General features: G+C 56.2%; 11 protein-coding genes. 5 read left to right on the top strand and 6 right to left on the bottom strand.

Going from position 1 to position 14,033, the window contains the following annotated elements:
* Positions 1 to 605: 605 nt before the first annotated feature.
* Both LQK91_RS00770 and arsC read left to right on the top strand, forming a co-directional pair.
* Entirely contained in the window at positions 606 to 2,069 is a 1,464-nt protein-coding gene (locus LQK91_RS00770) for a beta-barrel assembly-enhancing protease (protein WP_078804657.1), read from the top strand.
* A gap of 50 nt (positions 2,070 to 2,119) precedes the next feature.
* The gene (gene arsC / locus LQK91_RS00765) at positions 2,120 to 2,461 is read left to right on the top strand and encodes an arsenate reductase (glutaredoxin) (protein ID WP_008926552.1); all 342 of its coding nucleotides are present in this window, start codon (positions 2,120 to 2,122) and stop codon (positions 2,459 to 2,461) included.
* On the opposite strand, the gene hda is transcribed toward arsC, so the two are convergent.
* The 3 genes from hda to upp form a co-directional block, all read right to left on the bottom strand.
* Positions 2,458 to 3,165, bottom strand: coding sequence for a DnaA inactivator Hda (hda, locus tag LQK91_RS00760; protein ID WP_033743385.1), 708 nt, complete (start codon positions 3,163 to 3,165; stop codon positions 2,458 to 2,460). The genes arsC and hda overlap by 4 nt on opposite strands.
* A gap of 102 nt (positions 3,166 to 3,267) precedes the next feature.
* On the bottom strand, positions 3,268 to 4,551 hold the full coding sequence (uraA, locus tag LQK91_RS00755; protein ID WP_105098922.1) for a uracil permease: 1,284 nt from the start codon (positions 4,549 to 4,551) through the stop codon (positions 3,268 to 3,270).
* Positions 4,552 to 4,688: 137 nt separating this feature from the next.
* A complete protein-coding gene (gene upp, locus LQK91_RS00750) occupies positions 4,689 to 5,315 on the bottom strand; it encodes a uracil phosphoribosyltransferase (protein WP_003848753.1) in 627 nt (208 codons plus the stop codon).
* A 229-nt stretch (positions 5,316 to 5,544) separates the two neighbouring features.
* Here upp and purM point away from each other — a divergent pair, with 229 nt between their 5' ends.
* On the top strand, positions 5,545 to 6,585 hold the full coding sequence (gene purM, locus LQK91_RS00745) for a phosphoribosylformylglycinamidine cyclo-ligase (protein WP_003848745.1): 1,041 nt from the start codon (positions 5,545 to 5,547) through the stop codon (positions 6,583 to 6,585).
* A complete protein-coding gene (purN, locus tag LQK91_RS00740) occupies positions 6,582 to 7,220 on the top strand; it encodes a phosphoribosylglycinamide formyltransferase (RefSeq protein ID WP_078804660.1) in 639 nt (212 codons plus the stop codon). Before purM ends, purN begins: the two co-directional genes overlap by 4 nt.
* Positions 7,221 to 7,323: 103 nt before the next feature.
* Here the strand turns inward: purN and pstB are convergent, their stop codons facing one another.
* Genes pstB through LQK91_RS00725 form a run of 3 tightly spaced genes read right to left on the bottom strand, consistent with a single transcriptional unit; the run spans position 7,324 to position 11,822 of the window.
* Entirely contained in the window at positions 7,324 to 8,091 is a 768-nt protein-coding gene (gene pstB, locus LQK91_RS00735; RefSeq protein ID WP_003848740.1) for a phosphate ABC transporter ATP-binding protein PstB, read from the bottom strand.
* Between the two features lie 12 nt (positions 8,092 to 8,103).
* The gene (gene pstA, locus LQK91_RS00730) at positions 8,104 to 9,738 is read right to left on the bottom strand and encodes a phosphate ABC transporter permease PstA (RefSeq protein WP_105098921.1); all 1,635 of its coding nucleotides are present in this window, start codon (positions 9,736 to 9,738) and stop codon (positions 8,104 to 8,106) included.
* Positions 9,735 to 11,822, bottom strand: coding sequence for an ABC transporter permease subunit (locus tag LQK91_RS00725; RefSeq protein ID WP_105098920.1), 2,088 nt, complete (start codon positions 11,820 to 11,822; stop codon positions 9,735 to 9,737). The genes pstA and LQK91_RS00725 overlap by 4 nt, the downstream gene beginning before the upstream one ends.
* A 150-nt stretch (positions 11,823 to 11,972) precedes the next feature.
* Here LQK91_RS00725 and ppk1 point away from each other — a divergent pair, with 150 nt between their 5' ends.
* The gene (ppk1, locus tag LQK91_RS00720; RefSeq protein ID WP_003848735.1) at positions 11,973 to 14,033 is read left to right on the top strand and encodes a polyphosphate kinase 1; all 2,061 of its coding nucleotides are present in this window, start codon (positions 11,973 to 11,975) and stop codon (positions 14,031 to 14,033) included.

The raw sequence follows: 14,033 nt of genomic DNA, 5'->3' as shown, positions 1-14,033 counted from the left end.
ATCGAAAAGTTTTATGATGAGAAATAAAAAGTCTTATCTGAAGTGGATCTGACTATTTCTTCTTTTTCCTTTTCGATGCTATTTATTATATAAAAATAACAACCAGGCTAATCTGGAATACGTGGGATAAGGCGGGACAGACGATTTGATTTATCAATGGTTGAAAGGCATTTAGCGGCGCAGAGTGCGTTATTTTTTCAGAGTAGACCTGGAAAAACACATGCCATGTTCAGTTTTTTTGAGTGAATTTACATAACTTTATAAAAATAAGCTTACTGGCTTCGGTTGTCTGGCAGCAGATTCTGCTCTGATTCAACGAAGCGCAATGTAAATAAACAACAACGCCGTAATATAACCGCTGACGACCCCGGCAATACCCCGCCAGTTTTTTTTCGTTTAACTGCCGTTTAAACTGGCAGGATATTCAATTTTTTTCTTCATAATCGGCGATCTTGCTCAAATCAGGCGGGCGATTTGCCAGAAAACAACATTTCTTTCTTTTGAGGCCCTGGTTAAGATAGTCACGAACCGTCGTTATCTGCGAAAAACGGAACATTCCCGCTGCGCACCTGTCCATTCTCAGGGCCTCTCTACAGGATTCAGGCATGTTGAACTCGTTAAAGAAAACGCTGATCGCCGCGCTCCTTCCGACGCTCATTTTCTCCACTCTGACACCCGCTAACGCCGATGTCAGTGACTCACTTCCCGATATTGGTACTACGGCGGGTTCGACGCTATCAATTAATCAGGAATTGCAGATGGGCGACTTCTATGTGCGCCAGCTGCGCGCCAGTGCGCCGCTAATCAACGATCCGCTGCTCAATCAGTACATTAATCAGCTGGGGCAACGACTCGTTTCTCACGCCGACTCGGTGAAAACGCCGTTCCACTTCTTTCTGATTCAGAACGACGAGCTTAACGCCTTTGCCTTTTTCGGTGGCAACGTGGTGCTGCACTCGGCGCTGTTCCGCTTCACTGATAATGAAAGCCAGCTGGCCTCAGTGATGGCACATGAAATCTCGCACGTCACCCAGCGCCATCTGGCGCGTGCCATGGAAGATCAGAAGCGCAACGCGCCACTGACCTGGGTCGGTGCGCTTGGCTCTATTCTGCTGGCGATGGCCAGTCCGCAGGCGGGCATGGCCGCGCTGACGGGTACTCTGGCGGGAACGCAGCAGGGAATTATCAGCTTTACGCAGGGCAATGAGCAGGAAGCAGACCGCATCGGGATTCAGGTGCTGCAGCGCGCTGGCTTCGATCCCCAGGCAATGCCGAACTTTCTGCAAAAACTGGCCGATCAGAGCCGCTTCTCTTCGAAGCCACCTGAAATTCTGCTGACGCATCCCCTGCCCGACAGTCGTCTGGCGGATGCCCGCAACCGTGCTAATCAGATGCGGCCGGTGGTGGTGCAATCCACGGAAGATTTCTATATGGCAAAGGTGCGTTCGCTGGGGATGTACTCTACCGGACGTAATCAGCTGACCGATGAACTGCTGAGTCAGTACGCCAGCGGCAATTCCCGTGAGCAGATGGCGTCACAATATGGCAAAGCCATTCAGTTTCTGCAGGCGAAGAGTTACGCCGATGCGAAACGGATTATCACCCCGTTGCTGGCGAAGCAGCCCAATAATGTCTGGTTCCTGGATATCATGTCGGACATTGATATCGGCCTGAATCAGCCACAGCAGGCCATCGCCCTGCTCACCGCCGCAACCGGTGCCAAAAACAGTCCGGTCGTGCAGCTCAATCTGGCCAATGCCTACGTTGAAGCGAAACAGTATGCCAATGCCAGCCGTATTCTGAACCGCTACACCTGGGCCAATAAAGACGATCCCAACGGCTGGGATTTACTGGCACAGGCCTCGGCACAGCAGGGACTGCATGATGAAGAGTTATCGGCGCGGGCAGAGAGCCTTGCGCTGAATGGCCAGCTTGATCAGGCGATCACCACCCTGAGCAGTGCCAGCGCACAGGTGCCGCTCGGCAGCCTGAAACAGGCGCGTTACGATGCCCGTATCGATCAGCTGCGCCAGTTACAACAGCGCTTTAAGCAGTATCAGAAAGGCTAAGCACTCACACCGCCAGCACGTCGCGAACAGAGAAGAAAGGAGAGTCAGAGATGGTGACGATTTATCACAACCCGCGCTGCAGCAAGAGCCGTGAGACGCTGGCGCTGCTGACTGCCCGCGGAATTGAGCCGGATGTGGTGCTCTATCTGCAGACGCCGCCCGACCGCGAGACGCTGCAAATCCTGTTACAGAAACTGGGTATGCAGAGCGCACGCGAGTTAATGCGAACTAAAGAGGCGATCTACAGCGAGCTGGCGCTTGACGACAAAGGTGAAAGTGCGCTGCTGGATGCGCTGGTAGAGAATCCGGTGCTGATTGAAAGGCCGATAGTGATCAATGGCGATAAGGCGCGGATTGGCCGCCCGCCAGATGCGGTGCTCGACATTCTTTAAAGGCCGAGGGTCTCTTTAACAAAGGGAATGGTGAGTTTGCGCTGGGCGCTGATCGAGGCGCGATCAAGACGATCCAGCGTATCAAACAGCGTGCGCATTTCACGATCGAGTCGCTTCAGCAGGAAGCGACCCACATCTTCCGGCAGCTCAAATCCGCGTAACCCGGCACGCAACTGCAACGCCTGTAATTTATCTTCATCAGAAAGCGGCTGCAGGCGATAGATTTGCCCCCAGTCGAGCCGCGAGGCGAGATCGGGCAGCTGAAGATTAAGCTGGCGTGGCGGACGATCGCCGGTGATAAACAGACGCGTGTTACCGGTTTCCAGAATGCGGTTATAGAGATCGAAGATCGCCATTTCCCATTCCGGCTCGCCTGCAATGCACTCGATGTTATCGATACAGACCAGTGACAGCTGCTCCATCCCTTCCAGAACGTCCGGAACAAACCAGGTGCGTTTATCCAGCGGAACATAGCCCACGGCTTCACTGCGCGCGGACATTTCGGCACACGCGGCATGCAGCAAATGGCTCCGCCCACCGCCTTCGCGTGACCAGAAGTAGAGATAGCTGCCATGTTGTTGGTTGAGCGCGCCTTTCAGGGCGGCAATCAGCGACGGGTTTTCCCCCGGCCAGAAGCTGGAGAAGGTTTCATCGTCAGGTAAATAGAGTGGCAATGACAATTGTGCCGGCGTGTTCAGAAGCACCTCAGCAAGAGAACAAGCAAAAAATCGGGGGAAGTCTAACACAGTTTTCAGAAAGAGATGAATGGGGCGTCCCTGCCCCGGATCCTGTCAGGCTCGCGGCGATCACTGCTCGCGTGTTTCTTCAGCCTCCAGCACCACTTCTTCAGGTCTGAGCAGCGAGATAACCCGGAAGATCAACGCCAGTCCGACACCGACTATCGTCGCCAGCGCCATGCCTTTCAGCTCCGCTGCGCCGATATGCACTTTCGCCCCGCTGACCCCGATGATCAGGATCACCGAGGTGAGGATCAGGTTCTGCGCTTTGTTGTAATCGACTTTGGATTCGATCAACACCCGGATACCGGAGGCGCCAATGACCCCATACAGCAGCAGCGACACACCGCCCATAACCGGAACCGGGATCGCCTGGATCACCGCCGCCAGTTTGCCAACGCAGGAGAGCAGAATCGCCAGAATCGCCGCGCCGCCAATCACCCACGTGCTGTAGACGCGGGTAATCGCCATCACACCGATGTTTTCACCGTAGGTGGTGTTGGGTGTGGAACCAAAGAAGCCGGAGATGACGGTCGATAAACCGTTGGCGAACATCGAACGATGCAGGCCGGGGTCGCGAATCAGATCTTTCTTCACGATATTGGCGGTGACTACCAGATGACCGATATGCTCGGCAATGACCACCAGCGCCGCAGGCAGAATCGTCAGCATCGCCACCCACTCAAAGCGCGGCGTATAAAAGGTCGGCAGTGCAAACCAGGGCGCTTTGACCACGCCGCTCCAGTCCACGATGCCCATAAACGCGGAAAGCAGATAACCCGCCACGACCCCGACCAGAATTGGGATGATAGCCAGGAAGCCACGGAACAGCACCGAACCGAATACGGTTACCGCCAGCGTGACCAGCGAGATCAGCACAGTTTTACTGTCGGGCGCACTGCCTTCAGCTGGCAGCAGGCCCGCCATATTCGCGGCCACACCCGCCAGCTCCAGACCGATGACAGCGACAATTGCACCCATCGCCGCCGGAGGGAACATCACATCGAGCCAGCCGGTTCCGGCGCGTTTGACAATCAGCGCCACGATGCAAAACAGCACGCCGCAGAGAATAAACCCGCCCAGTGCGACCTCATAACCCAGCGGCAGCAATAGCAGTACCGGCGAGATAAAAGCAAAGCTCGAACCCAGATAGGCGGGAATTTTGCCTTTACAGATAAAGAGATAAATCAGTGTGCCGACCCCGTTAAACAACAGCACTGTCGCCGGGTTGATGTGAAACAGAATGGGTACCAGTACCGTGGCACCAAACATGGCAAACAGGTGTTGCAGGCTGAGTGGAATGGTTTGCAGTAACGGCGGTCGTTCACTGACGCCAATGGCGCGACGAGTCATCATTTATCCCCTTATTTTTTCCCCGACGATTCGGGCCTCAGGCACAGCAGCAGGCACGCCGGTGCGCCTTGCGGCAGGCCGAATCCGTGGGGTGTTTTTTGCCAAAAAAAAGCCGACTCTCTGGTCGGCTGTGCGTATTATTTGGTTCCGAAAATTTTGTCCCCGGCATCGCCGAGCCCGGGAATGATGTAACCCTTTTCATTCAGTCCCTGGTCCACTGACGCGGTATAAAGCTCGACGTCAGGATGCGCTTTCTCCAGCGCGGCAATCCCTTCTGGTGCAGCAACCAGAACCAGCACTTTGATGCTGGTGCAGCCCGCTTTCTTCAGCAGATCGACGGTGGCGATCATGGAACCGCCGGTCGCCAGCATCGGGTCAACCACCAGCGCCAGGCGCTCTTCAATGTTAGAGACCAGCTTCTGGAAGTAGGGAACTGGCTCCAGGGTTTCTTCATCACGGTAAACACCCACCACGCTGATACGGGCGCTGGGAACGTGCTCCAGCACCCCTTCCATCATGCCCAGGCCGGCACGCAGAATCGGGACCACCGTGATTTTTTTGCCTTTGATCTGGTCGATCTCTACCGGGCCATTCCAGCCCTCAATGGTGACGCGCTCTGTTTCCAGATCGGCGGTCGCTTCGTAGGTCAGCAGGCTGCCCACTTCAGAGGCCAGCTCGCGAAAACGCTTTGTGCTGATATCATGCTCACGCATCAGGCCCAGTTTATGTTTGACCAGCGGGTGTCTGACTTCCACGATCTTCATTGGTGTTCTCCCGGAATGAGTTGAGCTAAAAAAAAATCGCGGGATTATACCGCCTTTTGCGCCCTGCGCCACCTGCTCTTGCGCAAAGCCGCGGCTTTTACCGGAACAAATAGAGGATTAATGAAAATCGCCCGATGCGCAATCCCGGACTCGCAAACGTTTGCCTGCACTGATAGAATTGCCGCGCTTTATTTTAACCACCAACCGCAATTCGCGTGGGGACCTCGCAGTGACCGACAAAACCTCTCTCAGTTACAAAGACGCCGGTGTTGATATTGATGCTGGTAACGCTCTGGTTGACCGTATTAAAGGCGTAGTGAAAAAGACGCGTCGCCCGGAAGTGATGGGTGGACTGGGCGGTTTTGGTGCGCTTTGCGCGCTGCCGCAAAAATACCGTGAACCGGTGCTGGTCTCCGGCACCGATGGCGTCGGCACCAAGCTGCGCCTGGCGATGGATCTCAAACGCCACGATGCCATTGGTGTTGACCTGGTCGCGATGTGCGTTAACGACCTGGTGGTACAGGGCGCTGAGCCGCTCTTCTTCCTCGACTACTACGCCACCGGCAAACTGGATGTGGAAACCGCCTCTGCGGTGATCACCGGCATCGCCGAAGGGTGTCTGCAGTCGGGTTGTGCGCTGGTCGGCGGTGAAACCGCTGAGATGCCAGGCATGTATCACGGCGAAGATTACGACGTGGCGGGTTTTTGTGTCGGCGTGGTGGAAAAGTCAGAAATCATTGATGGCAGCAAGGTGCAGGATGGTGACGTACTGATCGCCCTCGGCTCAAGCGGCCCGCACTCCAACGGCTATTCGCTGGTGCGCAAAATTCTGGAAGTCAGCAACACGGATCCACTGGCTGAACAGCTGGAAGGCAAACCGCTGGCTGATCATCTGCTGGAACCGACCCGCATCTACGTGAAAAATATCCTGAGCCTGATTGAGCAGGTCGATGTGCACGCTATTGCGCACCTGACCGGCGGCGGCTTCTGGGAGAATATTCCGCGCGTACTGCCTGACAATACTCAGGCCGTGATCGACGAGAAGAGCTGGGAATGGCCGGCGGTATTCAGCTGGTTACAGCAGGCGGGCAACGTCAGCCGTTTCGAGATGTACCGCACCTTTAACTGCGGCGTCGGCATGATCATTGCCCTGAGCCCGGCAGAGGCGGACAAGGCGATTGCGCTGATGCAGGCCGCAGGCGAGAAAGCCTGGAAGCTCGGCGTGATTAAAGCGTCGGATGCTGAAGAGCGTGTGGTTATTAACGGATGAAAAAGCTGGTTGTACTGATTTCCGGCAACGGAAGTAACCTTCAGTCCATCCTTGACGCCTGTGAAAGCGGGCAGATTCACGGCAGCGTCGCTGCCGTGTTCAGCAACCGTGCCGCCGCTTATGGCCTGACGCGGGCGCAGGAGGCGGGCATTCCCGCCCATGCGCTTGCCGCCAGTGACTTCGCTGACCGCGAAGCTTTTGATCGTCAGCTCATCGCTGAAATCGACGCATACCGTCCAGACCTGATTGTGCTGGCCGGATATATGCGCATTCTCAGCAGCGCTTTTGTGGCGCATTTTCATAATCGCCTGCTGAATATCCACCCTTCCCTGCTGCCGAAATATCCAGGTCTGAATACGCATCGTCAGGCGCTGGAAAATGGCGACAGCGAACATGGCACGTCCGTGCATTTCGTGACGGACGAGCTGGATGGTGGTCCGGTGATCCTGCAAGCCAAAGTGCCGGTCTTTCCTGGCGACAGTGAAGCGGAGATTACGGAGCGGGTGCAGCACCAGGAACACGCTATCTATCCGCTGGTGATCAGCTGGTTTGTTGAGGGTCGGCTGGAAATGCGAGACGGCAAAGCCTGGCTGGATGGCGAACCGCTGCCGCCGCAGGGCTATGCTAACGACTGATGCACTGGAAGCCGTCAGGGGTTTCTCACAGACGGCTGAAAAAATCAAAGCGACGGGGCGGGTGCTTCATTCCCACCTCACGAAAGCCTGCTTTTCCCCTTCTTCAGCCGTAGCGCCCCGTAATATAATCTTCAGTCCGTCGCTGTTTCGGCGCGGTGAAAATCCGGTCGGTCTCATCAAACTCCACTAACGCGCCCTGATGCATAAACGCAGTGTAATCTGACACGCGCGACGCCTGCTGCATGTTGTGCGTCACCAGCACCAGCGTGAAATGCTGCTTCAGTGTGGTCATCAACTCTTCAATCACCAGCGTGGAGATCGGATCCAGCGCGGAGGTCGGCTCATCCAGCAGCAGCACTTCCGGCTCAATCGCAATGGCGCGGGCAATCACCAGCCGCTGCTGCTGTCCGGTCGAAAGCGTCAGCGCATTCTGTGACAGCTGATCTTTGACCTCACTCCACAGCGCCGCCGCGCGCAGTGCCCGTTCACAGGCTTCGTTCAATACCCGCCGATCGCGCACACCCTGTAAACGCAGCCCATAGACCACATTTTCATAGATCGACTTTGGAAAAGGATTGGGCCGCTGAAACACCATACCGACCCGACGGCGCAGCGCAGAGAGATCCTGTCCGGGTTGCAGGATCGGCAGTGAATCCAGCAGCACGTCGCCCTCTACCCGGCAGTGATCAATCACGTCGTTCATACGATTAAAGCAGCGCAGCAGCGTCGACTTGCCACAGCCTGAGGGGCCAATCAGCGCAGTAATCCTGTTTTTCGGCACCTGCAGAGAAATATCCTGCAGCGCCTGGCGCTCGCCATACCACAGCGACAGATGGTTAACGGTCAGCGCGATATCCGTGTCGGACGTCATAGTCATAGCCTGTTATTGAGTCATAAGACGATAGCGTTCACGCAGACGGTGGCGCAGGCCCATCGCCAGCAGATTAAGCGACAGAATAATCAGCACCAGCAATAGCGCGGTGGCAAACACCAGCGGCCGGTCAGCTTCAATATTCGGACTCTGAAACGCCAGATCGTAAATCTGGAAGCCCAGATGCATAAACTTGCGATCCAGATGCAGATAAGGAAACACTGCGTCGACCGGCAGTTCCGGTACCATTTTTACTACCCCCACCAGCATCAGCGGTGCGGTTTCACCAGCAGCACGCGCTACCGCCAGAATCAGGCCGGTCAACATGGCCGGCACCGCCATCGGTAACACTACGTTCCACAGCGTTTCCGCCTGGGTCGCGCCCAGCGCCAGCGAACCCTGACGCAGGCTGTTGGGAATACGGGATAAGCCTTCTTCAGTCGCCACAATCACCACCGGCAGCGTCAGCAAGGCGAGCGTCAGTGAGGCCCACAGCAAACCCGGCGTGCCAAAAGTGGGATTCGGCAGCGCGCTGGCGAAGAAGAGCTGGTCAAGGGTGCCGCCCACCAGCCAGACAAAGAAGCCCAGACCAAATACGCCATAAACGATTGAAGGGACGCCCGCCAGATTAACCACTGCGATACGCACCAGCCTGGTCAGCGCATTGCGTCCGGCATATTCGTGCAGCCAGATGGCGGCGATGACGCCCAGCGGCATCACCACCACCGACATCAGCAACACCATCAGCACAGTGCCAAATATCGCCGGAAACGCCCCGGATTCACTTTCACCCTCGGCGGGTGTGTCACTGACGAAACGCCATAGCTGATGCAAAAAATGTCCGGTTTTGCCGGTCAGCGTCATCGCATTAGGTTTCCAGCTGTCGACGATTTCGGTCAGCGGGATCGCATGCTCGGTACCCTGCACATCCCGCAGAACTAACACATCGCGCTGACTCTGCAGTTGCAGAGAGACCAGTGTCTCACTCAGTTGATTGAAGCGGCGCTGTAAGGCAGCCTGATTGGCCTGATATTCCGATTCGGCCTGCAGATCAAAGTGGCCGGCAGCACGGTTTGTGGCCGCCTGCTCATCAAGCTCCTCACGCTGGCTGTTGATGCGCGCCATCCCGACCCGGCGAATCTGGTTAGCCTGCCGCACCAGCATCTGCACCTGTCCGAGCCGCTGATTCAGCAGCGCATCGGGATCCTGCGCAGTTAACTCTTCATTATCTTCACGCAGGCCAACAAACCAGCCATAAGCCTGGCCGTGACTGCGGCGTTGCAGCACCATGATATCTGCTGGCTGGCTGACCTTCGCTGCCGTGCGACTGTAGACGACGCGGAAATCGGGTGCGTCCCAGTCACGGTTACCGGTTTTGATCAGATAGCGATTCACCTGACCGCCGCTGTTACCCTGCTCATCGGCCGGGGCCGGAAAACGTCGCTGATGTTCCAGCGTTTCGCCCAGCAGACGTGTTTCGCCGCCCTCAGGCTGACTGAACGTATAAAGGTCAACGCGCTGCGGCCAGAAAGCGCGAACGCCCTGCCACGCCAGTAGCCCAATCAGCAGCGTAAAAGCCAGCAGGCAGACGGCGACGGCACCGGCGGTTAACCAGCGCCAGCGGTCATTCTGTCGCATCGCTTTCATGCCTGCTCCTCGTGCTGGCTGTAGCGCTGACGCAGTCGCTGACGGATCAGCTCGGCAACCGTGTTAATCACCAGCGTAAACAGCAACAGCATCAGTGCGCTGAGAAACAGCACGCGATAGTGGGCACTGCCCGCTGCCGCTTCCGGCATCTCAATGGCGATGTTTGCAGAGAGCGCGCGCAGCCCGCTGAACAGGCCACCTTCACTTTGCGGCGTATTGCCGGTCGCCATCAGCAAAATCATGGTTTCTCCTACGGCGCGTCCCAGACCGATCATCAGGGCGGCAAAAATACCGGCAGAGGCACCCGGCAGCACGACGCGGGTCAGTGTCTGCCAGGGCGTCGCCCCCAGTGCCAGCGAGCCCTGCCCCAGTGCAGCAGGCACGCTAAACAGCGCATCTTCCGAGAGGGTGAAAATCAGCGGCACCAGCGCGAAGCCCATCGCCAGCGCAGCCACCAGCAGATTGCGCTGCTCGTAATGCGGGAGCCAGTCACCGGCATCCGGTATAAACAGTGTGGGCAGCCACAGCGTCAGCAGCGTGACCAGCAGCAACAGCGGCAGCAGAACCATGACCTCACGGCCCGGCTGACGCCAGCGTGGTGGTAAACGCGCGCTGAATACGCCGCACAGCAGCAGCGCGCCTGCCAGCGTTAGCGGCAGCAGCAGCACACCCACCAGCGCCTGACCGATATGCGGCGCGAGCCAAATCCCGGCAATCAGCCCCACCACCACGCTCGGCAGCGCACCCATCATCTCAATGGCCGGTTTAACCCAGCGCCGCAGGCCTGGCGCCATAAACCATGCGGTGTACATCGCCGCCGCCAGCGCCAGCGGTGTCGCAAACAGCAGTGCTAAACTGGCCGCTTTCAGCGTTCCCGAGACCATCGGCATCAGGCTGAATTTGGCCTGATAGTTATCGCCGGCCGCAGTCGATTGCCAGACCCAGTCGGGTCCAGGGTAGTTTTCATACCAGATTTTTTGCCAGAAATTGCGCCAGGTGACATCCGGCCACGGATTATCAAGCCGCAGTGTCTGCCAGCTGCCCGGCCGCTCAATCAGCAGGCTGTCGCCGTGGGGAGAGAACTGCGCCTGCACAATGCCCGGCGCCAGCTGACGCTGCAGTATCGGGCCATCCTGCTTACTGGCGAACAGCCGAAGCATCCCCTGCTTACTGAGGGTCGCAAACACGCGACGTTGAGATTCCGTCACCAGAATCGTCTCGCCGTCGCTGTCGGCAAAGGTCCGGATTTGCTGCAGCCGTGGCCCCTGATCGCTGGCAATCGCAAACCACTGGGTGACACCGCGATTATCCTGGATCAGCAGGCTTTTCCCCCCCACCAGCAGATGCAAACTTTGCGGAGGCTGCGGCAGCATGTGGGTTTCGCGCAACAGTGCCCGATCATCATCAAGTTGCCAGACCCGCAGCATATTGCCTTCAGTGGTGTAGAGCAGATCGCCGGATGGCGAGAGTGCCAGCAGATCCAGCTGACGTTGCGGAAGCGGGATAATGGATGCCTGACGATCGGTGCCCAGCGTCAGCACCCGGAGTCCGGCCTCGGTGAGAGCAGCAATGCGCCACTGGCCCGCATGACGCGTCGCCAGCGCCATCTTCGTCACCGCGCCATCAGGCAGATGGAACGGTTTGTCACCCAGTGGAAAACGCCATTGCTGGTCGGCTGTCGGCTGCATCAGCGTTAGCGCGCCCTGCATATTCAGCAACAGTGTTTGCCCATCGGCACTCTGCACGGCGTCATCGGGAGCGGGAGTCAGGGTCAGCGCCGGTTCCGCAGGCTGTCCATCCAGCGGAATAAAACGGGCCGCACCGCGTGCACTGATTCGCCAGCCGACACTGCCCTGATTGCCTATGGCTAAAGCGGGCGCACGATCCCAGAGCTGCTGGCTGGCCGCAATTTGCAGGCCCGGCGCATTAAATAGCGGTAATACCACGCCAATCAACCAGCAGAATAGCAGCAGCATCAGCAATAGGATCGCTACGCCACAGCAGGTGACCAGTCGCCGCGTCAGACGGTCAACGGCACGACGCTTACGATCGCTGAATTGGACAGGAATGTGGTTTGCGCTCATGCGGTTCCGGTGGCAGCCTGAAATAAGCCGCTATGTTGCCCGTAGCCGATTGATAAGACAACTCCTGGCGTTGGACAACGCTGCCATACTCTCGCCATAATGTTGGTGGATACTGGATCTTCAGTCCTGCAACCGCTAAATGGAGTGAGAATGGGTCAGGTAAAGCTTTATATTGAAAAAGAATTAAGCTGGTTATCCTTTAATGAACGGGTTTTGCAGGAAGCCGCAGACAAAAGCAATCCACTGATTGAGCGGATGCGCTTTCTGGGCATCTACTCCAATAATCTCGACGAATTCTATAAAGTGCGTTTCGCCGACCTCAAACGCCGCATTCTGATTGGTGAAGAGCAGGGTTCCGCCAGTACGCCACGCCATCTGTTTAAGAAAATTCAGCAACGGGTGATGAAGTCCGATCAGGAGTTTGATGCGCTCTATAACGATCTGCTGCTGGAGATGGCACGTAATCAGATCTTCCTGATCAACGAACGTCAGCTCTCATCCAATCAGCAGGCCTGGCTGCGCCACTACTTCAAACATGAACTGCGTCAGCACATCTCGCCGATCCTGATCACCCACGAAACCGACCTGACGGAATTCCTCAAAGACGACTACACCTATCTGGCAGTAGAGATTATCCGTGGTGACCATATTCAGTATGCACTGCTGGAAATTCCGTCTGACAAAGTGCCGCGTTTCATTAATTTACCGGCAGAGCCACCGCGTCGCCGTAAACCGATGATCCTGCTGGATAACATTTTGCGTTACTGCCTGGATGATATTTTCAAAGGCTTCTACGACTACGACGCGCTCAACGCCTATTCAATGAAAATGACGCGTGACGCCGAGTACGACCTGGTTACGGAGATGGAGTCGAGCCTGCTGGAGCTGATGTCCTCCAGCCTGAAGCAGCGACTGACGGCGGAGCCGGTACGTTTTGTCTACCAGCGCGATATGCCCGACACCATGGTGTCGCTGCTGTGCCATAAGCTTTCCATCTCTAACCTGGATTCCATTTTGCCGGGCGGCCGCTACCACAACTTCAAAGACTTTATCGGCTTCCCGAACGTCGGCAAAAACAACCTGGTTAACCGCCCGCTGCCGCAGATTCGCCACATCGGCTTTGATGGCTTCCGCAACGGCTTTGATGCGATTCGTAATCGCGACGTGCTGCTCTACTATCCATACCATACCTTTGAGCATGTGCTGGAGCTGCTGCGTCAGGCATCGTTTGACCCCAGCGTGCTGGCAATCAAAATCAATATCTACCGCGTCGCCAAACACTCCCGCATTATGGATGCGATGATCCATGCCGCCTATAACGGTAAAAAAGTCACGGTGGTGGTGGAACTGCAGGCGCGCTTTGATGAAGAAGCTAACATTTACTGGGCGAAACGCCTGACTGAAGCGGGTGTGCACGTCATTTTCTCTGCACCAGGCCTGAAGATTCACGCCAAGCTGTTCCTGATTTCACGCCGCGAAGGCGAAGAGATTGTGCGCTACGCGCATATCGGTACCGGCAACTTTAATGAGAAAACCGCGCGACTCTATACCGATTACTCATTGCTGACCGCGGATGCGCGCATCACCAATGAAGTGCGTCGGGTGTTCAACTTTATTGAGAATCCCTATCGGCCTGTGACGTTCGATCACCTGATGGTGTCGCCACAAAACTCGCGCCGGATGCTGTATGAACTGATCGACACCGAAATTGCCAATGCTCAGCAAAATAAGCCCTGCGGCATTACTCTGAAAATAAACAATCTGGTGGACAAAGGTCTGGTTGATCGGCTTTATACAGCCTCGAGCGTAGGGGTAAAGGTCAATCTTCTGGTGCGCGGAATGTGCTCATTAATTCCTGACTTGCCTGGGATCAGTGAAAATATTCGTGTCATCAGTATTGTTGATCGTTATCTGGAACATGATCGCGTCTATATTTTTGAAAATGGCGGCGATAAAAAGGTGTTCCTCTCCTCCGCTGACTGGATGACGCGTAACATCGATTACCGCATTGAAGTGGCTGTGGCGATCCTCGATCCCCACATCCGGCAGCGTATACTCGACATTATTGCTATTCAGTTGAGTGATACGGTGAAAGCCCGCATCGTCGATAAAGAGTTGAGTAACCATTACGTCCAGCGCGGCAATCGTCGTAAAGTGCGCTCGCAGCTGGCCATCTATGATTACATCAAGAAACTGGAACAACCTGAATAA

The organism is Pantoea sp. MHSD4, from assembly GCF_021043305.1.
Classification (GTDB): Bacteria; Pseudomonadota; Gammaproteobacteria; order Enterobacterales; family Enterobacteriaceae; genus Pantoea; species Pantoea eucalypti.
Note: the sequence above shows the minus strand (reverse complement) of the source record. Positions and strands in the feature narration are given on the sequence as shown.